This window comes from Adhaeribacter swui (assembly GCF_014217805.1).
GTDB classification, from domain to species: domain Bacteria; phylum Bacteroidota; class Bacteroidia; order Cytophagales; family Hymenobacteraceae; genus Adhaeribacter; species Adhaeribacter swui.
In genome coordinates this window covers 2,743,923-2,766,469 of sequence record NZ_CP055156.1, presented here as the reverse complement: position 1 = coordinate 2,766,469, position 22,547 = coordinate 2,743,923, and the positions used below count along the sequence as shown (strand labels likewise).

Below are 22,547 nucleotides of genomic sequence, written 5' to 3'. Positions count from 1 at the left end.
CAGATAATATTTAAAACTTGTTAATTTAAAAATTACGATGCAAAAGATTTACTCGGTTATTCTGCTTTTACTTTTCCATGCCCCGGCCTGGGCCCAAAACAATCCGGTAGGTATTTTTCAAAACCACACCGATATTGGTAACCCCAAAATGAAAGGCGGCGCTACTTACGACGCGGCTACCCAAACCTACCAGATAAAAGGAGGCGGCAGCAATATTTGGTTTAACCGTGACGAGTTTCACTATTTGTACAATAAAATTCAGGGTGATTTTATCTTAACCGCCAACTTTGCCTTTGTGGGCGAAAAAGGCGATCCGCACCGCAAGATTGGCTGGATGGTGCGGGAATCGGCGGATGAAGCAGCGGCCAGCATGAACGCCGTGGTACACGGCGACGGCTTAACCGTATTGCAATGGCGACCTTTGCGCGGCGCCTACATGCGCGACCCGCAGGACGAAATTTTCTACCCCAAGAAAACCGTTTTTCAAATAGTTCAGTTGGAGCGCAGCGGTAAAAAAATGATTATGCGGGTGGCTAACTGGGGCGAACCACTGCAAGAAGTAGGCTCTCACGACATGCCCGATTTGCCGGATGCGGTGTTGGCCGGTTTATTTATTTCGTCGCATAACCCCGACGATGTGCAGGAAGCCAAAGTCTGGAATGTGCGCATCGATAAACCCGTCGCCAGCATTTACCATCCCAATCCACAAATCCAGAAAACCTTACCCAAAACGCAGGACGTTTTAGGCTGCCGCCTGGAAACCATGACCATTGCGGATGGCAAACGCAAAGTAATTCTGGACTCGCCTACCAAACTGGAGGCCCCCAACTGGATGTTGGACGGCAAAAAATTGTTGTACAATGCCGGCGGGTTTATCTATACCATCCCGGCCAACGGCGGCACTCCGGAAAAACTAAATACCGGTTCGGTTTCCCGGATCAACAACGACCACGGCATTGCCTTCGATAACAAACAACTGGCCATTAGTGGCGGCAAAGAAGGCACTACCGGCGGTTCGTACGTGTACGTTTTGCCTTTAGCCGGGGGCACCCCTAAACTGGTAACTCAGGAATCGCCCTCATATTGGCACGGTTGGGCTACCAACCACAAAGAAGTAGTACTGGTGGGCCAGCGAAATGGGAGCAAAATTTACAACATCTACCGGGCTAACGTAAGCACCGGCAAAGAAGTAGCATTAACCCAAAATACCACCGGACACGTTGACGGGCCGGAGTATTCGCCGGACGGGAAGTATATTTATTACAACGCCAACCCCACGGGCACCATGCAAATCTGGCGCATGAAACCGGATGGTTCGGGTAAAGAACAAATGACCTTCGACGAAAACCACAACTGGTTCCCACACATTTCTCCTGATGGCAAATGGATTGCTTATATTTCTTTCCCGACGGATATTGATCCGAACTCGCACCCCAGTTACCAGCGCGTAACGCTACGCTTGATGCCCACGGCTGGCGGCGCGCCTCGGGTAATAGCCTACCTCTACGGTGGGCAGGGAACCATTAACGTGAACTCCTGGTCGCCAGATAGCAAATCCATTTCGTTCGTGAGTAATTCCGAAAAAGCCGAAGCTCCCGTGGCGGAGAAGTCGAAGTAAGGCAAATTTTTAAAAATTTAGCTTTTCCAGGCTTCCAAAAGGCAGTAAATTAACTTTCAAGAAGATTAATCACCCAACCGCAACAATTTTTAAATTTTATAAATGAAAAGAAGAGTAGCCCTGAAGAACCTGGCCCTGTCATTCGGGGGGCTGATGGCTTTACCGACCTGGGCAGAAAACTGGAGCGAGCAGTCCCTTGTAGCAGTACAAGCATATTTAACGCCGGACCAGGAAGCCTTGCTGGCCGAAATTACTGAAACCATTCTACCCACCACCGATACGCCCGGGGCGAAAGATTTAAAAATTCACCTGTTCGTGCACAAAATGATCTCGGATTGCTACGAGCCTGAGGTGCAGGCCAACGTGGTAAAAGGACTGGAAACCGCCGAACAACTAGCCAAGCAAACCTACGCCAAAACGTTTGCCACCTGCGACACCAAGCAACGGGAAGAAATCTTAACCACTATGGAAATTTCCATCGATCCAAACTGGGCCTCGTTTTACAAACTGGTTAAAGACTTAACCCTGCAAGGCTATCTTACTTCCGAATATTACTTAACCAATCACACCAATTACAAAATGATTCCGGGGCATTTTTACGGCTGCGTGCCAGCACCCACTCCCCAAGCTCAGCTACAGAAATAATGGCAAACTTAACGATAGACGCAGTAAAAGAAATGACCTTCGACGCCATTGTAATTGGCTCGGGCATTAGCGGCGGTTGGGCCGCCAAAGAATTAACCGGCAAAGGTTTAAGAACCCTGGTGCTGGAACGTGGGCGCGACGTAAAACACGTAGTGGATTACCCTACGGCCAATTTAAACCCCTGGGAGTTTGAGCACCGCGGCCAGGTGCCCTTGGAAATCCGGAAGCAAAACCCAATCGAAAGCCAGAAACGCGGTTTGTTTAACGAAGCCACCATGCATTTTGTGGTGAAAGATGGCGAACAACCTTACATTGAAGATAAACCGTTTAATTGGACGCGCGGCTACCACGTGGGCGGCAAATCATTGCTCTGGGCGCGCCAAACCCAGCGCTGGAGCGATTTCGACTTTGAAGGCCCCGCTCGCGACGGCTTTGCCGTAGACTGGCCCATCCGCTACAAAGACCTAGCTCCTTGGTACAGCTACGTCGAGAAATTTGCCGGTATCTCGGGCAACAAAGATGGCTTGCCGCACTTACCCGATGGCGAGTTTTTACCGGCTACCGAAATGAGTTGCGTGGATGCTTACTTTAAAGACCAAATCGCGAAGCATTACCAAGACCGGCAAATGATTCAGGGCCGTTGCGCCCACTTAACTCAACCGAAAGAAGTGCATTACCAGCAAGGCCGGGCCAAGTGCCAGCACCGGGCTTTGTGCGTGCGGGGTTGTCCGTTTGGCGGTTATTTCAGCAGCAACGCCTCTACTTTGCCCTGGGCGGCTAAAACTGGCAAAATGACGTTACGGCCGCACTCCGTGGTACACTCTATTATTTACGACGATAAAAAAGGCCGGGCCACGGGTGTGCGGGTAGTAGATGCCAACACCAAAGAAATGCTGGAGTACTACGCCAAAATCATTTTCGTGAATGCTTCGGCCTTAAATACCAATTTAATTTTGCTAAACTCTACTTCGTCCCGCTTTGAAAACGGTTTAGGTAACGACAGCGGTGTGTTGGGCAAATACGTGGCGTTCCATAATTACCGGGCCCGCATTTCGGCGCAGTTTGAAAGCTTAATGGACAAAACTACCGACGGTAAAACGCCAAACCATTCCTACATTCCCCGTTTCCGGAATGTACACAAACAGGAAACAGATTTTCTGCGGGGTTACGCGGCCGGATTTGGCGGCGGCCGTGGTATGATTAAAAACAAAGAAGGTATTGGCGCTACCTTAAAAGAGCAATTGTTGAACCCGGTTTTAGGTCCCTGGAATGTTAGCTCCTGGATGATGGGCGAGACCATTCCGAAGGAAAGCAATTTTGTGACCCTGGATAAAACTCTAAAAGATCCGTATGGCATTCCGCAAATGCGCTTCTCGGTCGCCTTTGATGACAACGACGAAAAAATGATACAGGATTACCTGGAACAATTCACTGAAATGTTTACCAAAGCCGGTTTTACCAACATTAAACCGGTAGATTCCAAAAGTGCCCCTGGCTCCGATATTCACGAAATGGGTGGCGTGCGCATGGGCAAAGACCCGAAAACGTCTATCCTGAACAAATGGAACCAGATGCACGCCTGTAAAAATGTATTCGTAACCGATGGCGCCTGTATGACGTCTACGGCCACCCAGAATCCATCGCTGACGTACATGGCTTTTACGGCTCGCGCTGCGGATTTTGCCGTGAAGGAAATGAAGAAGGGGAATATTTAAAATGGTAGATGCCTCTAGGTATTTTAGATAGTAGGAGTAGTTCTTTGGAGCCGGTTCCTGTCTCCATGCCAAGGTTCCATCGTATTTGAAATAGCTGAGTTTGCCTCATGGCCGGCGGGCCTCGTTTGGCTCTTTCGGGCGGTTTAGCGAATCTTTCCTCGCTCCGCTGCGGAATGTGGCTGCGCCACACCGAATCGCTAAAAGGCTCTCAATAGCCAAACTGGTGTCAGTCGCGTTTAGCACACTGCTCCACAGAATTAAAGGTAATAGAGCTTATTGATTCGTTTTATCCATTCCATGATGGCACAAAAAGCCTTCTCTTTTCAGAGAAGGCTTTTTTATAATTTTTAATTTCTGAGGTCATCCCGAGCCTGTCGAGGGAACCATTACTTACCGATTCGGTAAACTTTAGATCCTTCGCCAAGCTCAGGATGACGTTATGCAATACGCACTTTTCTAATTCGAAACATTTTAGTTCGTATTCACAATTTTCGCTTCGCATAAATACTTATTGGCTATTGGTTGAGAATAACAGAACGTTATAAAAAGGTCCCTATTACTGAATCTGTTCTGCTACGTAGCCAAATAGGTTCCTCCTGAATGACTCTCTTTTTTACCTAAGCTTTAGCATTTTTAATTTTTTAATATTTTGCTTGCCAGCTATGCAACAGATAGCCGTTCCAGGTGCAAGAGATGACGCTAAACTGTTCGAGCGTTCAGCGAGTTTTTAGCGTCTTGACTTTCGTTGGTTCTTTTTGTGTCAAGACAAAAAGAACAAATACCTAAACTATAAAACAGCTCCACTTAGAAACAAAAGCTACAACAGTAGCTATGCGAACGAGAATTTTTAGCAGTAAGGCACGGAAGTAAATCCGCGCCATAGTAATGATATTAAGAAATAATCGTCGCTATTCCTTTAAAAACTATTCTTTCAAACTCTTCAAATACGCCATAGTCTTCGGAACTTGCTTGCTCCAGCGGGGGCTTTCGTCTTCGATGAAGTAATGTTTGATTCCTACTTTTTTGGCAGCTAACAAAATGGCGGGTACATCTAACTGGCCGGTGCCCAGAACTACATCGTTTTCGGTGGAGGTATTACCAGTTAAATCGCCTTTTACGCCTTTGCGCAAATCTTTTAAGTGCATCAGTTTCCAGCGGCTGCCGTACTTGTTTAGCAATTTAACCGGGTCCTGGCCGCCGTGGTAAGCCCACAACATGTCCATTTCAAACGAAACGTATTTGGGATCAGTGTTTTCGGCCAGGTAATCGAACAAGGTGCCGTTTTGGTACGGTTGAAACTCGTAGCCGTGATTGTGGTAACACAAGGTAACGCCTTGTTCCTGCAATACTTTACCGGCCTGGTTAAAATCGGCCGCAGCTTTTTTGGCATCTTCCAGGGTAAATTCTTTTTTATGCGGAATCCAGGCTACCATCACGTATTTGGCACCCAAAACCTTAGCTTTACGCGCCACTTCGGCAGGGTCTTTTACTAAATCTTCGTAGCCGGCGCCAATGGCCGGCACAGTTAAGCCGCGTTCGTCGAGCATTTTGCGGAAAGCTTCCGGGGTTAAGCCATTCGGATTAGGGCTGCTTTCCAGTTCGGTAATGCCTAAGGCTTTGATAGAATCCAGGGTAGCAGGGATGTCTTTCTTAAAACTTTCGCGGTAGGTGTAAGCTTCCATACCGGGTGCCTGCGGGAAAATGGGCGTGCCTTTTTGAGCAAAAGTGTCGGTAGCGCCTAAACCTAGCAGCGCCGCGAAACTCAATGAGCAAATAATTTTCTTCATAATTAGGTAATTGGATTTAAAGTAATTTTTAAATTTTCTAAAAATGGCCGGTCTAAAGAGAGTAGTTTAGTTATTTCTCCTCTCCTTACTCCTCCAAAGGGGAACATTTTGCAAGGTTTTGCGAAATCCTGCTTAAAGTGTAATAGCCGTACTATTCGCTGATTGGTTGCCTTGGTAATCAATGGCTTTAATCGTGATTTTACTGCCTTTTAATTTGGCGGCATTGGCCAAAGCAAAGCTGGTGAGTGGCGTAAAACCAATGCGTTTGTTGTTTTGGTACAGATTGTAACCGATCACCCGCCGGTTATCAGTGGCTTTATCCCAGTTTAAAACCAACGTACCGGTGCCACTCTTTTTTAAATTTTTAGGTGCCGCAGGAGCGGTTTTATCAGGGCGCAAGCGTTGCACAATGTTGGATAAGGCCCGGAACTGGTGGTAAGAAGCTTTCCAGATCTGGCCTTTTTGGGCCGTTTTCATATCCGGTTCTTTATCGATGCCGCCCATGTACCATTCGCCGTGCTCGTGATCAATAATATACGTATTTATGTATTTCCACTCTTTCTGAAACAAGCTGAAGTAGTTCAGCGAATCTTTCGGGAAATGATCGGCCATGAGCAACAAGGTATTTAAACCTTCGGCCTGGGCCCACCAGTTTTTGGTGTCTTTAATTATGGTAATATCCGTTTTATCTTTAAAATAATACCCGGCATCGTAGAACCCACCCACTTTGTTATCAAACCCGTTACGGATGGTATGATCAGTTAATTTTTTGGCGACGGCCATGGTTTTGGTGTCGTTGTGCAAGCCTAAAATGTGCGAAGCTTCCAGTAACAAATAAGCCGTTTCAATGTCGTGGCCGAAAGAAACCTCGTCCAGGGTATGGTGTTTATCAATATCGGCTTCGGAAGAATCCCGGAAGCTGATGGGCTTCCAATCCGGTGTAAAAAATAAGGTTAAATAGCCTTTCTCATTTACCAAAGTATCGCGGATAAGAACCAGCATTTCCTGCAAACGCTCGCGCACCAAAGGATCGGGCCACACCAAATACAATTCCGATAAAGCTTCGAGTAAGTGAATGGAACTGTTCTGGTCTTTGTAACCCACATCAGATGTAGAAGGAACATCGCTGGTGCGCTGGATGGGCGTACCATCATCGGCCAGGGTTTGGTAGTAGCCTTTATTTACCGGGTCGTGGCTGTGTTTTTCGAGCCAGCGAAACGTTTTCTTAGCTAAGTTTAACGCGCTGGTATCGCCGGAAGCCTGGTAGTAAGCCGCTAAAGCGTAAATGGCAAAAGCATTGCCGTAAGCATTTTTACCGCCACCCGCGTAGCCACCTTCTTGTTTTTTTACGTTGCCCTGGCGGTCTACTAAAGTAAAAAAGCCGCCGTTGGTTTTGTCCCACATTTTGTCGCGCAGAAAAGCTACGCCGTGTTTCGCGCTGGGTAAATAATAATCTGCTTCGGGGTAAAGCTGCGAGGCTTTAGAATTAGACCAAATGTGCCGGGCCTGGGTTACAATCATCTTGTCCTGCTCGCCCACGGGTTTCCAGTCGTAAGAAAACGTACTCAGAAATCCACCTGCTTCTTTATCTACCGCCTGCGGATACCACTTATTCAGCATCTCGGTTTTAATGGATTTTTCGATTACCGTGGCTAACCGGGCTCTTTCGGTAGGGTCATCGGCGGGTTTAAAGGAGGTTAGGTAAAAGCCAACCAAACCCAATACAGTAATGGCCAACGGCAGTTTAAAGCATTGTTTTTTAAAAATCATATCGAAATCAAACAATAGTAAACGAAGTAATTTAGCGTATTTTGGTTTTAAAACCGTGCACTCTATTTAATAATTACCTAATTTTCTGATAAGTCTAAAGTTGAGAACTAATTAGACGAAGCAGCAACGGTGTTTTTTTAAATTTTTAAAATTCTATTTCCTGGTTTGGAGCGTTAGTTCTTTCGGATCAAAGTTAATTTGCCGCTGCTTGCCCTTAAAATCCGTAATTGTAACTTTTGATAAATCCTGGCTGATTAACGTCCGGCTGGATTGGGATAAATAGCCCGTACCGTAATTAAATTCTTCCCGCCGTTTTTTCCCATTTTTGAAATATAAATCGGCATAGGCATCGGTGGGCTGCAGTTTAATGATTTGATTATTTTGTATTTGAGTTGGCCTAAATGCTTTTAAACTATCGGCATTTTGGCTTACCAGCATTAAAGGTGTATCGCCGGTAGTTAGTAACTGAGCCATAGCTTTGGCATCACCGCTCACGTTAAAACCCGTTGTTTTCGGCGCAATCATTTTAAAAGTACCTTTCCCCGTTCCGGCCAATGCAGTACCCACCGAAGCATCGTAATACCCCACGGCGGTTTCGGTGGCGTAAGAATTACCCACTAAAAGCAAATCCAGGTTGCCGTCGTGATTGAAATCGGTAGCTAACATGCCATACACCGGCGCAACCTGGGCTGGCATGGGTAAGGGTTTGATCGTGAATTTGCCATTGCCTTGGTTTTGAATGTAGCTGCTGCTGAAGGTATAGCTTTTCGCCTGGTAAGCACCTTGTAATTCCTCGGGCGTGAACAATTGATCAAAGGTAGCATCACCGTAATCGGAGTAGCGCGGAAACTTCTTGCGCATCGAAACTAATTGGTCCGTCAGCGCATCACGGGGTGAGGTTGGGTAATTTTTTCCTTGGATATAATAACCCATCACGGGATCGATGTTGCCGTTTTTATCGAAATCTTTGGCTATCAAACTTACCGGCTGATTTACCGAGGCTTTGTACCGGGAGTTTAAGCCCAGGTTACCGGCCACGTAATCCAGGTCGCCGTCGTTGTCAAAATCACCGGCCGTTAAGCTATTCCACCAGCCTTCGGTGTGGGTTAAACCGGTTTGATTCGTCACGTTTTTAAAAATTCCTTGCTCATTTTTAAAAAAAAGCAAAGGCATCCATTCGCCCGTAACAATTAAGTCAATCTGGTTATCCTGGTCAAAGTCCGTCCAGAGGGCGGCCGTAACCATACCAACTGATTCCAGTTCTTTACACAAGCTGGAAGTTACATTCCGGAAAGTACCTTTATTGTTTTGCAACAAGCAACTTTGGCCCGGCATGGGGTATTTTTTAGGGCTGTTGCGGCCACCCACAAATAAGTCTAAATCGCCGTCCCGGTCATAATCAGCGGCCGTTACAACGGAGCCACTCACCATAATTTGCGGTAGCGCCTGTGGTTCTAAATTAAAATTGCCTTTCCCGTCGTTTTTGTACAAGCGGTGCAAATAAGCTTCTGGGTCCAGGTTTTCGTTGCCGCCGGTAGCCACGTATAAATCCAAATCGTTATCGTTATCGGCATCAAAAAGCAAAGCGCCGGTATCGTCTTCGGTATTGGGAGTAGTACTTAAAGGTTTACTTGTGAATTTGCCGTTTTTATCCTGGTAGAAGATGGTCCCGGTTTTTCGGGCGGAGCCGCCCACAAAAAAATCATCCAGCCCGTCGTTATTTACATCGCCTACCGCCAAACCCGGTCCGTTTTGCGATAGTTTGTGCGGCATCAAGGGCTGATTTTTAAAATCAATGTAATCTTCTTCGGTGTGTTTAAATGCAATGGTGTGTTCCGCAGCAACTTCCTGAAACAATGGTTCCGGACTGGGTTTAACCATTGGTTTTTCTGAAGTGGCATTTTGGTAAGAGACCGTTAAAATTTGGTTGGCTTTTACTTTCGTGAGGAGCTGATACTTCCCGTCGGGCCAGGTAATTTCCAGGCTATCAATTACCAGAGCTTTGCCTAAACCAAAATGAGCCACCGGATCCACAGACGACTTAAAACCCCGCGTGAGATAATGCTCGTAGTATTGTTGCTGGCCTTTTGTTTTTAACCGGATAGTTGTGCCAATACCTTCCTGGTTGGGAGCAGCGCCATTTAGCTTAATTTTTAAAAAATTATTTTTTTCCAGCTTCTCGGCGTTGTTCTGGTAAATAAAAGCTTCGGCGTTGATGTTATTGACCACCAAGTCTAAGTCGCCATCATTATCCAGGTCGGCGTAAACGGCTCCGTTGGAGTTAGAAGCTTCTTCTAAGCCCCAGGCTTTGGTTTTGTCGGCAAAGGTTAAATTGCGGCGGTTCTTGTAGATGTAATTCGGGATTTTAACTTTGGGTACCTGGCTAAAAGCTTCTTTTTCTTTTTCGGCCACTGCATTTTCGTCGCCAAACTGCAAAGAAGTCTGGCGGTAATGGATGTAATCTAAATCGGTAATATCGCGCACGTACCCGTTCGTCACAAATAAATCTCGCCAGCCATCGTTGTCGTAATCAGCCAGCAAAGGTCCCCAGCTCCAATCAGTAGCGTACACGCCGGCTAGCTGGCCCACTTCGCTGAAAGTGTTGTTGCCGTTATTGAGTTGCAAACTGTTGCGCACGTACTGGATTTCGTAACCCATGCGCTTGTTTATCTCGAAGCGGTCGTAGTTTTGCACGTCCATGGTGGTTTTCTGGCGCTTGTTATCTTCGGGTAGCATGTCCAGAACCATAATATCCACCAAGCCGTCGTTGTTGTAGTCGGCAATATCGGTACCCATGGCGTTGTAGCTCTGGTGCTTTAAATATTCGCCGATTTTGTTCGTGAAGGTGCCGTTTTTATTGTTAATCCAGAGTAAATCGTTGCTGATAAAGTCGTTGGCTACGTAAATATCGGGCCAGCCGTCCTGGTTAATATCACTGATTCCTACCCCCAGGCCCCAGCCTTCTATCTGAATGCCAGCTTCTTGAGATACATTGGTAAAAGTGTTATTGCCGTTGTTGCGATATAACCGGTCGGTGTTGGGGTTCTGGCCCTTGGTAAGTTTGTAATTTGGGTTGTTGCGGTTGGTTTTATCGGAGGCGTTGGTGAGCAAATACATATCCAGGTCGCCGTCGCGGTCGTAATCAAAAAATGCCGATTGGGTGCTATAACCCGTATCGGCTAAGCCGTAAGCCTGAGCTTCTTCTTTAAAAATGGGTTTACCATTGGCATCCTGGCCTTGGTTAATAAACAATAAATTAGGTACTCCCTTAGTAGAAAGAGGTTTAACCGTGCACAGGTAAATATCCAGGCGACCATCCTGGTTAATATCAATCATGCTGACTCCGGTGGCCCACAGTTTAGTGGTCACACCCGCCGGCAGGGTTATATCTTCAAATTTAAAATTTCCTTTGTTTAAGTACAGTTTACTCGAAACTATGTTGCCGCCAAAATACAGGTCAGGGAGGCCATCCTGGTTTACATCGCCGGCCGCTACGCCCGCACCATTGTAGAGGTACACAAAATTTAAAATATTCAGGGAATCATCTTCGGTAATGGTGTTGGCAAAAGTTACCCCGGTGGCGGAGGGTTTAAGTAAGGTGTACAGCGTAGGCTGCTGAAAAAAGTGGCACTGCGTCAGGAGGAAGCAACTTAGTAAAAAAACAAAAATTTTAAATTTCATTAATGGCAAGATATTGAAAAAGCTAAGGTAACAGCTCTTTTTGTAAATGAATGGTTAGGCGTAAGGTAGAGAAAGAACGTATTGGAGTAAAAGTAATTACAAATTTACTTTCTATAATAGAACGAATAGTTGTGGGTAGTTATATAACAAAGGCTTTGTATTGCTACAAAGCCTTTGAGTTAATTAAATTTACAAATCAAAGATTATAAATAACCCGGATTTTGTACGATGGTAGAGTTATTCAGAATGGCTTCCTGCGGAATAGGCAGCAAATCTTTACCGGTTGGAATGGTAATGCCAAATTCTTTTTTCACGTAGTTAATGTGCTCCCCATTTCTTCTTAACAAATACCACAACGACATTTCGCCGGTTAATTCATGACGGTATTCGTTAATAATGACATCATTAAATGATAACGATGGGTCTACTGGTCCTAAACCAGCCCGTTTCCGGATGATGTTGTTTACGATATCCCGCGCGGCAGCTTCGTTGCCGGATTTAGCCAAGGCTTCAGCTTTGCTCAGTAACACTTCGCCTAAACGCATCATGATTACGTTCTGGCCATTAAAGATATACTCTTTGCCGCCTGGTTCGCTGGTGCTACCGGTCACGTTCGGGTCGCGCCAGGTTTTTACGCTGTAATAACCGGAACGCAGCGTATCGGAACCGCGCCACCAGCCGCTCTTATCTCTTGGGTTATTCGGGTTAAGCGTACCTAAAGTGTTAATGCCCTTAAACTGCGCTTTAACTTTCGGGTAATTTTTAATTTCAATGGCCGGACTCGCGTGCTCATCGCCAGGTCCAATTACTGTAGCCGCTTTCCGTTTATCGCCGGGCTCAAATGAATTATATAATTTTTGATCGGCGTATGAGTAACCGAAGTTAGAGGCTTCCTCGGGCATGTGGAACGACGTAAACCAAATGGTTTCGTTCGCGTGCCCCCAGGACTGATCCGCGCCAGCTAAAAACTGCACTTCAAAGATCGACTCCTGGTTGTTTTGCTTATCAAACTCGTGGATATCAATAAAATTTTCCATTAACTGGTAACGGCCATCGAGTAAATTAAAAGTAGCCACCGCTTCGTCGTACTTCTTAATCCACATCAGCGCGGAGCCTTTGTAGGCGATCGCCGCGCCTTTAGTTGCCCGACCTAAATCGTCGTTCGAAAGCTCTTCTTTCCAAGGCAACAAATCAGCAGCCGTTTGCATATCCGCGGCAACGGATGCAAAAACTTCGTCCTGGGTATTTCTTGGGTGACGGCCTTCGTCGGTAACGGTTTGTAACTCTAATGGTACGCCGCCAAAGCTCGATGCTAGGTAATAATAAAATACACCTCTTAAAAAGTAAGCTTCCCCAGTTAAACGGTTTGCCAATTCTTGACTCAAAACGCCATCTTCTTTCATTTTGGCAATAATCGGAATAGCCGAGTTTGCCCGGGCAATGCCTTGGTAAGAACGACGCCAGGCAATATTCAAAGGCTGGAAAGTAGAAGGGATCTCGTAAGTTTCAAAAAAAGAGTCCGCCCCGTAGTTATGAAAATCCTGCGACAAAAAGTTAGCGCCGTACCATAACGATTTGTTCATAAAGTCACCGTCGTGGAAAGTATCGTAAATGGCGTTTACCAGGTTAATACCATCGGCTGGTTTTTTAAATAATGATTCTTCCGAAATTCTCCGAGTATCGGTTTCATTTAAAAAATCCTTACAACTAAGCGGCAATAAGCTGGCTAGTCCTAAGGTAAGCAAGTATATATTCTTATTAAATTTCATAAATTTTAAAATTGATACTTTAATTAAAATGTCACGTTTAAGCCTGCGCCAAAGAATTTAGAGTTAGGGTAAGTTCCCACATCAATACCAGATCTTGTAACATTTCGGGTTCCGCCATTATCCGGATCGCCCACCTGGCCAATTTCTGGATCTAAACCGGAGTATTTTGTAATGGTGAACAAGTTTTGCGCACTTACAAATACCCGTACTTTATTCATGGCAATTTTTTGCAGCAGCGCTGATGGGAAGGTATAGCCGATTTGCAAGTTTCTTAACCGTAAGTAGCTACCATCTTCAATGTAAGCATCCGATGGGCGGTTATTGCCATTTAAATCAGCGCGGGTTACGCGGGGATATTCGTTCGAGGGATTGGTTGGAGTCCAACGATTGTTGTAGTAATCTACCCCAATGTTTTTAATTCCTAACCCACCCGGATTACCGAAGGTTTCGAGTAATCTTTTAGAATAATTAAAAATTTCGTTACCCACAGAAGCATACAAAAATAAGTTAATGTCGAAGTTTTTGTAGCTGGCATCCAGGTTTAAACCGGCAAAATAATCCGGAATCGGGCTACCCAGTACTTCCCGGTCTCCGGCATCCGTAATACGACCATCGCCATTTAAATCTTTAAATTTACGATCTCCGGGTACGGTGGTAGATTGCTGATAGGCGTTACCCGGACCATATTTCTCAGCCGCAATGCGGTTTAAGGCATCAATTTCGGTTTGGGTTTGAAAAATTCCTTCGCTTCTGAAGCCGTAAAAAGCACCGGCTTCGCCACCTACTTGTGATAAACCAAACTGCACCCAGTTATTACCGCCAATGCTCGGGAAACCTAAACCACCAATGTTACCAATAGCATCCAGACCGTCGTACAGGCTTAACACCTTGTTATTAACGGTAGTAATATTAAATCCTATACCGTATTTAAAAGCATTAGCCGATTCGCGGTATTCAATGCCTAATTCTAAACCGCTATTACGGATACTACCTACGTTACGGGCGGCAGTACTAAAACCAGTTTGCGAAGGAACCGGAATATCTAATAAAAAGTCACGGGATTCTTTAATGTAGTAATCAGCCGTTAAGGTTAAGCGGTTGTTTAGGAAAGCCGCATCTAAACCAAAATCTGATTGCACCGAGGTTTCCCATTTCAGATTTGGGTTAGGCAACGCCGTTAAAACCAAACCTTCCTGGTATTTTTTGTTGAATGGGTAACCGTTGTTGTTTATAGACAAGGAGTTACCACCAGTACCGTATAAACCTAAGTAGCTAAAAGGCTGAATACCAAACTGATTACCTACCCGGCCATAACTAGCCCGTAATTTTAAATCAGCGATGGCATTTACATCAGCCAAGAAAGGCTCATTTTTAATTCTCCAGGCTACGGAACCCGATGGAAATACCCCGTACTGGTTGTCTTTAGCGAATTTAGAAGAACCATCGCGCCGTACGGTAGCTGTAAATAAGTACTTATCCTGGAAATTATAACTTACTCTACCAAACTGCGAAGCTAAAGAATTTGAAACCTGGTCGCCGTAGATACTGGTAATGGTTTGCACGTTTCCTAAATTCCGCAGGCGATCACTGATCAGGCCGTTACCACCGCCGCCAATAGAACGAACGGTGTTATCCTGGAAAGAAATACCACCTACAAAATCAACCGTGTGGTCGCCAAAGGTTTTGTTGTAAGCAATAGTGTTTTCCCACAAATATTCCGAAGAGTTGGTTGCGCTTTGCGAGTAGTTAGCGGGAATTTCGGTTAAACGACGCGTGTTAACCGGCGTAAAATAATAACCGGAATAATCGCTGATGTTTACCCCCAGGTTCGTTTTTAAGCGTAAACCTTTGGCAATAGTAGCCTCCAAAGACCCTGACGCTAACAAAAAGTTATTTTGATTTTTCTGGTCTTGGGTTTCAATTACCGCCCGTAAGTTATCCTGGTAACTAACGGCATTATTAACCTTATCGTAATAACCGTAATTACCATTGGCATCTTTTACTTCGTCCGTAACCGGGTTACCGGTCATGGTAGGAATTTGATTAGATAAGGAGGCAATACCAGTACCGGCATTCTGTCCGCCTGTACCTAAAGCCGTCTTGTTATCGCTGCGGCTGTATTTAATACTGGTAGATGCTTTTAACCATTTTGTAGCATTGTAATCTACGTTAACGCTGGCGTTGTAACGGCGGTAGTTAGAACCCAATACCACCCCTTTTTGGTCAACCATACCTAACGAAAAAGCCGATTGCACCTTTTCGCTACCACCCCGCAGGGCTACGTTGTAATTCTGGCGCAAGCCGGTGCGGTAAATTTCGTCCTGCCAGTCAATGGTGCGTAAAGAAGAAGGATCGTTCCACTCGGGCAAAGGGTTAATACCATCTTCGGCGGCTCTTTCCTTGGCCAGGGTGGCAAATTGCTGCGCGTTTAACACGTCAAACATTTTGGGCTGCGTCTGAAAAGAAGTTAATGCATCGAAGGAAATCTGCATTTCGCCGGCTTTACCGCGCTTGGTGGTAATAATTACTACCCCGTTAGCCGCCCGGTTACCGTAAATAGCCGTAGCCGAAGCATCTTTTAAAATGTCCATGGAAGCAATATCCGATGGGTTTAAGGTATTGATCCCCCCGGTAATCGGATAGCCGTCCACTACGTACAAAGGATCGTTGTTACCAAAACCGCCCACACCTCTAATTTGCACCTGAATTCCGGCGCCGGGTGCGGCATCGTTATTGGTAACCTGTACCCCGGCTGAACGGCCTTGTAAAGCTTGGTCTAAGGTAGTAACAGGTGTTTTTTCGATTTGAGCTGCACTTACCGAGCTGATAGCACCGGTTACGTCCTCCCGCTTCTGGGTACCATAACCCACTACCACTACTTCCTGCAGAGCTTTGGTATCGTCGGATAAAGTAATGTTTAAAGTGCCTGGTCCGGAATAAGGTTGTTCTTTGGTAGTATAACCAATATACGATGCCACTAAAGTACCCGCTGCTTCGGGCACGTTAATTGAAAAGGTACCATCTAATCCAGTAGTAGTTCCATTGGTAGTACCTTTTACTAAGATAGTTACACCCGGTAAGGCTTCGCCAGCGGGCGATACAACTTTACCACTGATGGGCCACTCCACGGTCCGGATCACCGCTTTATGGTAGGCTAGTGCTGCTTTGGTTTCAATCGCCCCGCTAAAGGCGAGCAGCATTAGTAAAACGCAACTTTTACGTTGCCAGGAATGAGTAGATTTTTTCATGGGCACTGTTAAATTGGGTGATAGTAGTAATGTGGAATAACTCTAAATTCAATCGCCCAAGATAACCCAAAGCACCGCTTCAGAAGTAATACTATTTTATCATTTTATTAATCAAATTTTCCTTTATCGGGTTAAATAAGTCTTTAAAGGACTATAACTATAGGGCCAATTTTATCTTTCTTTATTGGCTTTGTAAGGTATTTTTTAAATTTTTATCAAAATCAGGCTACAAACCTGGGATTAAACATTTAAAGTAATAAAAACCTATGCCATTGAAAAAGCGGCATACTTCCGGTACTTTATTAGCAGTAATTTAAAACATTAATCAAGAAGTTGAAATTTAATCAACATACCAGCTATATTCTTTTAAAATAATTAATTTAACTGGTCAGTTTGTTATTAAAAAAAATTTAATGAAGCACAATTACACGCCTTTTCATTCCCAATAGCCCTAGTTGAAAAAAGTCAAAATTTTAAGGAATTGATTTCCTAAGAAAAGAGTAATCTTTGAATTATTATAAAAAGTAAAGTAACATCAACCAAGGAAACACCTTTAAACCGGAAAGCCTCTTAGATGTTCTCCAAGAGGCTTTCTAGTTTAAAAATATGTTAGGTTAACCTAGTTAGGTATTAAAGATTTTTGAATGGTAATTACATTATCCATACTCTTTAGAAGCTTAATAGTACTCCTAAACTTATAGCTACTTATGAAAAATGGCCAGATCTAAATGACGTAATTCGTGTAGGGCGAAAGTAAAAGCTATGCCCCAGAAAATAGCGCTCCATAGCATATGAAATAAGATGTGGCGCTGACTGGCTCCCAACACCGTAGCCATTATAGTACCGATTACCGGGCTAAATAGTACTGGTGTTAAAAACGCAATTCCTTTTATACCAAACCTTTGCCAGATCTTTACGATTTTCCGGCTTTTTTTACTGAAGATTGGTTTATTCTGCGCCCGGTGCCGGGCAACATACCACCGCGAAACCATCATCCCTACCTGCGAAAAGATGAATACACTAGTCATCATACCGGTAACACTTAGCAATAAAGTCATCCCGAAAGACAAGCCCATGGAGATTCCGGCCAGCGGTCCGCCAAAAAATTTTACCATGCTGAGCAGGTAAACAGAAAGGTATTTTACTATTTCGGATGCCACGGTATGCACTGTTTTTTACTGAAATTAAAAGTTGGTTTTTATATAACGTATGAGATACGGGTAAAAATTGCGGTTTGGTTTTAAATACAAGAAAAGTACCAGAGTTTTTAAAAAATAAAAATATTCCAATTTTTAAATTTTAGTCCCATAAGCTAAATCCCCGGCATCGCCTAAACCCGGCACAATGTAAGCCCGCTCGTTTAAGTGGTCGTCCAGGGCACCCAGCCAAATAATGGCCTGCGGCAACTGCTCCTGAATGTGCTTTAATCCTTCGGGGCTGGCAATAGCTGCGGCAATATGTACCTCCCGTGGGTTTCCGAACCGCAGCATGGCTTTATAAGTAAGCGCCAACGAAGAACCAGTAGCCAGCATGGGATCTACCAGCAATAACACCCGACCTTCCAGCGATGGCCCGGTGAGGTAATCTACGTTTACGGAAATTTCGGAGGTAGCTTCCCGGCGGTAAGCCGCTACAAACGCACTCGGCGACTGATCGAAATAATTTAAAAAACCTTGATGAAACGGTAAGCCGGCCCGTAATACGGTAGCCAGCACCGGGTATTCCATAAGTTGCTGTTGTTCGCAAATAGCCAATGGCGTTTGAATTTGCTGCGGCGCGTAAGTTAAACGGGTAGATATTTTATACGCCAGCACTTCGCCTAAACGTTCCAGGTTGCGCCGGAAACGCATACTATCGCGCTGCACCTGCACGTTACGCAATTCAGAAATAAACTGGCTGGCAATCGATGGCTCTTCGGTAAGAATATAAACCGGGTTAGATCGTGTCATAAACTTTAAGGTTAGAAGCTCTCATGAGAAATTTTTAAAAAATTAATTTTGCGGCCGCAAGTTACTAGCTTTAGGGCGGCTACCCTAATGCCCGCCCGCGGACTTTAACCCAGTAGCGCTTTTAACAGTATATTTAAACTTTAGTTACAAACCTGGCTTTTACTTAATTTATTGTAAATAAACCAGATAGCCATTGCAGGCACAATACGTAGTTACTCTTATTCGTAACTAAAACCTTCGCTCAGAGCCAGGTTGTTTAAACATTCACCTTTTTTACCGTTTTTATGCGTTTATTATTTACGGCAGTTTTTTTAAATTTTTTCGTTTTTACCGCCCTGGCCCAAAGTACGTACGTGCCACTCGACCCGGATACGTATCATAAAATAGAACGTTTTCAGATTAAATTTCCGGACCGGGCCCCCAACCTGCATACCGGCATTAAACCTTACTTCCGGAAAGAAGTAGCCGAACTGGCCCAGGAAGTGTTTCGCGACAGCGACTCGCTTTCGCCCGCCGATCAGTTTAACGCGGCTTATTTATTAAACGACAACTGGAATTACACCGACCGCGTGAACCAAACCCATTACTCCAAACCTTTTCTGAAATACTTTTTCCGGGAGCCCGCTGATTTTTACTCCGTAGATATTCCGGATTTTACGTTGCGCGTAAACCCGATTTTTCATTTCGAAGCCGGCCACGACACCCGGGTAGATGGTTTGCGCTACGTTAATACTCGCGGCATTCAGGTAGAAGGGCAACTAGATAAAAAATTAGGTTTTTACACGTTTATCGCCGAAAACCAGGCCCGGTTTCCGGATTACGTGAACGATCGCATTGTGCGCGATACCATTCTGCCCCACGAAGGCTATTTTAAACCTTTCCGGAGTGTAGGTTACAACCCGGAGGCCGGTTACGATTTTACCACTGCCCGCGGTTATATCAACTACGCTGCCTCTAAACACCTGAGTCTGCAATTAGGCCACGACCGCAATTTTATTGGTAACGGTTACCGCTCTTTGGTGCTCTCGGATTACGCGCCGGCTTACTTTTTTTTAAAATTTAACGTGAATGTCTGGAAGCTGCAGTACACCAACCTGTTTACCGAAATGAACGCCGATTACGAGTTCCGGGACCAGCTACTGCCGAAAAAGTATTTTGCCTACCACCACCTGGGTGTTAATATTACCCCTAACATAAACGTAGGCGTTTTTGAATCGGTGATTTACGCCCGCGACAAAGGTCATTTTGAACTGGAATACCTTAACCCGATTATTTTTTACCGTAGCATCGAGCTAATGCTGGGCAGCAACGACAACGCTCTGCTGGGCCTGGATTTTAAAGCTAATGTTTTCGGAACGGCCCAGGTATATGGCCAATTAATGCTGGATGAATTTTCGTTGCCGAACGTACGCGCCCGTAACGGTTGGTGGGGTAACAAACAATCTTTCCAGCTTGGAGCTAAGTACATCGATGTGGCCCGAATCAATAACCTCGATGCGCAGGTGGAATTTAATTTTATCCGGCCTTATACCTACCAGCACGAAAATAAATTTACCAATTACCAGCATTATCAGCAACCCCTCGCCCACCCCATGGGCGCTAACCTCTACGAGTGGATTGGCATTGTGCGTTATCAACCTATCGGCCGCTTAAATTTAACTGCTAAAGCTTTTTACACCCATTACGGCACCGATACCGACACTATTAATTACGGCAACAACGTGTTACTTTCTTACAACACCCGGGCGCAGGAGTACAACAACAAAGTAGGGCAAGGCATTACCACCGACCAACTGCACGTAGATTTAACCGCGTCGTGGCAATTGCGGCACAACATGTTTCTGGATGTAAAGCAAATTTTAAGGAAAGTAGATAGCCAGGTAGCGGCACGTTCTTATAATTCGGCCTACACTACCGTTGCCTTCCGCTGGAACATTCCGCAACGGCTCCACGAATTTTAAATTTTTAAAAATTTTTGTTACCAACTTCTGTAGGGCTGCCGCAAAAAGTGGAAAGTTGTTTGTGCAGACACAAACAATGGCAACAACACAACAACATCCGCCCATAAGCACTGCTCTTATAACATCGCAGGATTAACCCGCACCAGAAACTTTTTCGCACGTCCTGCTTCAAGATTAACGCAGTGTATCTTGGAGCTACTGATGGCAGCCAGTTTTCAACTGGCAGGAAGTTGAAAACTTCCTCTTATAATTACCCACCAGCTACAAGCTGGCGGGAGATACTGGGTCAAAGCTGGTATTTACGCTAATAATACCAAACTTTCACAAGCTTCTGCTAAAGCAAAAATTTAAAAATTTTAAATTTCTTCTAATCGTCAATGTAATTTTGATAAGGTAGTATTATATGCCATCTATCTTAACCTACCGTTCATCAACTGGGGCCTATCGACTATGGTCCGTGGACTATCGACTAAATCTATTACCTTTGCGGGCATGAAAACTTATTGGCGCATATTGCAGTTTGCCCGGCCTTTTGGCGGGTTTGTGCCGCAGTATTTTATTTTTACCTTTCTGGGCATTGTTTTCGGCTTGTTTAACTTTGCCTTACTCATTCCTTTACTCGAAGTTCTTTTTGGTACCGTTGATACTTCCAAAGCCCAGGCTGTTATTCAAAAACCTGAGTTTAGCTTAAGCCTCGATTTCGCGAAGGAATACTTTAATTATTACTTCGGACAGATTATTTCGGAAAACGGCAAAAGCGGCGCGCTGCAGTTTGTTTGTATCTTAATTCTGGTTTCGAACTTACTGGCCAATTTATTCCGGTACTTAAGTTTGCGGCTCGACGGGGCTATTAGGGCCAAAGTAGTGCGCAATTTACGTTTGGCGGTTTACGAACGCATTACGCAATTGCAACTCGGCTTTTTTTCAAATGAGCGCAAAGGCGACATCATGACCCGCCTGACTACCGACGTGCAAGAAATTGAAAATTCGGTAATTAGTACCTTAAACGTAGTATCACGCGAGCCGCTGACCATTGTGGGTTTGTTTGTGATGCTTTTTACCATGTCGGTTAAGTTGACGCTTTTTACAGTGTTGGTGATGCCTATTTCGGGTTACATTATCTCTACCATTTCTAAAAAATTAAAACAACGCGCTGTTGAAGGGCACGAATCCCTAGGTACTATCCTGAGCATTATCGACGAGACTTTGGGCGGCATGCGGGTAATTAAAGCATTTAATGCCCAGGAATACGTAATTAATAAATTTGGCCAGCAGAACAACCGTTACGCGCGCATTATTACTTCTATTACTAACAAGCGCAGCTTGGCTTCCCCTATTTCGGAATTTATGGGCGTAGCCGCCGTAGCAGGCATTTTATTTTACGGCGGCACGCTGGTGCTTAATAAACAATCTGATTTATCGGCGAGTGAGTTTATTACCTACATTGTGCTTTTCTCGCAGGTGTTGGTACCGGCCAAAGCTATTTCAACGGCGTTCAGCAACATTCAACGAGGTTTGGTTTCGGGCGATAAAATTCTGGCGATTATTGACACCCAGCCGCAAATCCGGGATTTACCTACCGCTAAAACGTTGCCCGCTTTTTCGGATTCTATTACTTTTAACGATGTATCTTTTGCTTACGGCAGCGAACCAGTTTTGCAGCACATTGATCTAACCATCCCGAAAGGAAAAACTATTGCCTTGGTTGGTCCATCGGGGGGTGGCAAATCTACGCTGGCCGATTTGCTTCCTCGGTTTTACGACCCAACCAGCGGCGTAATTACCATTGATGGCATCGATATTAAAACCTGCACCTTGCACTCGCTGCGCGAACAAATGGGCGTAGTAACCCAGGAATCTATTTTATTCAACGATACCATTTTTAACAACATCGCCTTTAACAAAACTAACGCTACCGAAGCCGAAGTTATAGCGGCCGCTAAAATTGCCAATGCCCACGATTTTATCATGCAAACCCCCGACGGGTATCAAACCACCATTGGCGACCGGGGCGGCAAATTATCGGGTGGGCAGCGCCAGCGCATCAGCATTGCCCGAGCCATTTTAAAAAATCCGCCTATTTTAATTATGGACGAAGCTACATCGGCGCTGGATACCGAATCGGAAAAATTAGTGCAGGAAGCTTTAATCAACCTCATGCGCAACCGCACGTCGCTGGTTATTGCCCACCGCCTGAGCACCATTCAGCACGCCGACGAGATTATTGTGCTGCAAAAAGGCACCATCCGGGAACGCGGCACCCACGAAGAATTGCTACGGCAAAATGGCTTGTACGCCCGGCTTAATCAAATGCAAATTACTACAGGCGTGGCTTCTTTGTAGCTCATTTTCAGGAACTCGGGTTAAAGCAAACGTCAATTTGTATCACCTAGAGGTTTATTTT

General features: G+C 45.0%; 12 protein-coding genes. 5 read left to right on the top strand and 7 right to left on the bottom strand.

Annotated elements, in window-relative coordinates; all coding sequences use genetic code 11:
• Positions 1 to 37: 37 nt before the first annotated feature.
• The 3 genes from HUW51_RS11935 to HUW51_RS11925 all read left to right on the top strand — a co-directional run bounded on the left by HUW51_RS11935 (position 38) and on the right by HUW51_RS11925 (position 3,978).
• Positions 38 to 1,618, top strand: a complete 1,581-nt coding sequence (locus HUW51_RS11935; RefSeq protein ID WP_185274248.1) for a TolB family protein — start codon at positions 38 to 40, stop codon at positions 1,616 to 1,618.
• A gap of 102 nt (positions 1,619 to 1,720) precedes the next feature.
• Positions 1,721 to 2,263: a gluconate 2-dehydrogenase subunit 3 family protein gene (locus HUW51_RS11930; protein WP_185274247.1), complete on the top strand. Its 543-nt coding sequence runs from the start codon at positions 1,721 to 1,723 to the stop codon at positions 2,261 to 2,263.
• Positions 2,263 to 3,978, top strand: a complete 1,716-nt coding sequence (locus HUW51_RS11925) for a GMC oxidoreductase (protein ID WP_185274246.1) — start codon at positions 2,263 to 2,265, stop codon at positions 3,976 to 3,978. The genes HUW51_RS11930 and HUW51_RS11925 overlap by 1 nt, the downstream gene beginning before the upstream one ends.
• A 923-nt stretch (positions 3,979 to 4,901) precedes the next feature.
• Here HUW51_RS11925 and HUW51_RS11920 read toward each other — a convergent pair.
• The 7 genes from HUW51_RS11920 to upp form a co-directional block, all read right to left on the bottom strand.
• Positions 4,902 to 5,765 (bottom strand): sugar phosphate isomerase/epimerase family protein, encoded by an 864-nt coding sequence (locus tag HUW51_RS11920; RefSeq protein WP_185274245.1) that lies wholly within the window; start codon positions 5,763 to 5,765, stop codon positions 4,902 to 4,904.
• A gap of 132 nt (positions 5,766 to 5,897) precedes the next feature.
• Positions 5,898 to 7,535, bottom strand: coding sequence for an AGE family epimerase/isomerase (locus tag HUW51_RS11915; RefSeq protein WP_185274244.1), 1,638 nt, complete (start codon positions 7,533 to 7,535; stop codon positions 5,898 to 5,900).
• Positions 7,536 to 7,688: 153 nt separating this feature from the next.
• Positions 7,689 to 11,216 (bottom strand): VCBS repeat-containing protein, encoded by a 3,528-nt coding sequence (locus HUW51_RS11910; RefSeq protein ID WP_185274243.1) that lies wholly within the window; start codon positions 11,214 to 11,216, stop codon positions 7,689 to 7,691.
• 203 nt (positions 11,217 to 11,419) lie between these two features.
• Positions 11,420 to 12,985: a RagB/SusD family nutrient uptake outer membrane protein gene (locus tag HUW51_RS11905; RefSeq protein ID WP_185274242.1), complete on the bottom strand. Its 1,566-nt coding sequence runs from the start codon at positions 12,983 to 12,985 to the stop codon at positions 11,420 to 11,422.
• A gap of 23 nt (positions 12,986 to 13,008) precedes the next feature.
• Positions 13,009 to 16,233 carry a SusC/RagA family TonB-linked outer membrane protein gene (locus HUW51_RS11900; RefSeq protein ID WP_185274241.1) on the bottom strand — a complete coding sequence of 1,075 codons (3,225 nt, stop codon included), beginning with the start codon at positions 16,231 to 16,233 and terminating at the stop codon, positions 13,009 to 13,011.
• A gap of 701 nt (positions 16,234 to 16,934) precedes the next feature.
• On the bottom strand, positions 16,935 to 17,393 hold the full coding sequence (locus HUW51_RS11895; RefSeq protein ID WP_185274240.1) for a hypothetical protein: 459 nt from the start codon (positions 17,391 to 17,393) through the stop codon (positions 16,935 to 16,937).
• Positions 17,394 to 17,525: 132 nt separating this feature from the next.
• Positions 17,526 to 18,182: a uracil phosphoribosyltransferase gene (gene upp, locus HUW51_RS11890; protein ID WP_185274239.1), complete on the bottom strand. Its 657-nt coding sequence runs from the start codon at positions 18,180 to 18,182 to the stop codon at positions 17,526 to 17,528.
• Between the two features lie 284 nt (positions 18,183 to 18,466).
• Between upp and HUW51_RS11885 the strand changes: the two genes are divergently transcribed.
• Both HUW51_RS11885 and HUW51_RS11880 read left to right on the top strand, forming a co-directional pair.
• Positions 18,467 to 20,143 carry a hypothetical protein gene (locus HUW51_RS11885; RefSeq protein ID WP_185274238.1) on the top strand — a complete coding sequence of 559 codons (1,677 nt, stop codon included), beginning with the start codon at positions 18,467 to 18,469 and terminating at the stop codon, positions 20,141 to 20,143.
• A gap of 492 nt (positions 20,144 to 20,635) precedes the next feature.
• Positions 20,636 to 22,486, top strand: a complete 1,851-nt coding sequence (locus HUW51_RS11880; protein ID WP_185274513.1) for an ABC transporter ATP-binding protein — start codon at positions 20,636 to 20,638, stop codon at positions 22,484 to 22,486.
• The last annotated feature ends 61 nt before the right edge of the window (positions 22,487 to 22,547 follow it).

Excerpts from the sequence above, each read along its gene's own strand:
- HUW51_RS11925 (WP_185274246.1), top strand. The coding sequence starts at position 2,263 with ATGGCAAACTTAACGATAGACGCAGTAAAAGAAATGACCTTCGACGCC.
- HUW51_RS11900 (WP_185274241.1), bottom strand. The coding sequence starts at position 16,233 with ATGAAAAAATCTACTCATTCCTGGCAACGTAAAAGTTGCGTTTTACTA.
- upp (WP_185274239.1), bottom strand. The coding sequence starts at position 18,182 with ATGACACGATCTAACCCGGTTTATATTCTTACCGAAGAGCCATCGATT.
- HUW51_RS11920 (WP_185274245.1), bottom strand. The coding sequence starts at position 5,765 with ATGAAGAAAATTATTTGCTCATTGAGTTTCGCGGCGCTGCTAGGTTTA.
- HUW51_RS11905 (WP_185274242.1), bottom strand. The coding sequence starts at position 12,985 with ATGAAATTTAATAAGAATATATACTTGCTTACCTTAGGACTAGCCAGC.
- HUW51_RS11915 (WP_185274244.1), bottom strand. The coding sequence starts at position 7,535 with ATGATTTTTAAAAAACAATGCTTTAAACTGCCGTTGGCCATTACTGTA.
- HUW51_RS11885 (WP_185274238.1), top strand. The coding sequence starts at position 18,467 with ATGCGTTTATTATTTACGGCAGTTTTTTTAAATTTTTTCGTTTTTACC.
- HUW51_RS11930 (WP_185274247.1), top strand. The coding sequence starts at position 1,721 with ATGAAAAGAAGAGTAGCCCTGAAGAACCTGGCCCTGTCATTCGGGGGG.
- HUW51_RS11935 (WP_185274248.1), top strand. The coding sequence starts at position 38 with ATGCAAAAGATTTACTCGGTTATTCTGCTTTTACTTTTCCATGCCCCG.
- HUW51_RS11880 (WP_185274513.1), top strand. The coding sequence starts at position 20,636 with ATGAAAACTTATTGGCGCATATTGCAGTTTGCCCGGCCTTTTGGCGGG.
- HUW51_RS11910 (WP_185274243.1), bottom strand. The coding sequence starts at position 11,216 with ATGAAATTTAAAATTTTTGTTTTTTTACTAAGTTGCTTCCTCCTGACG.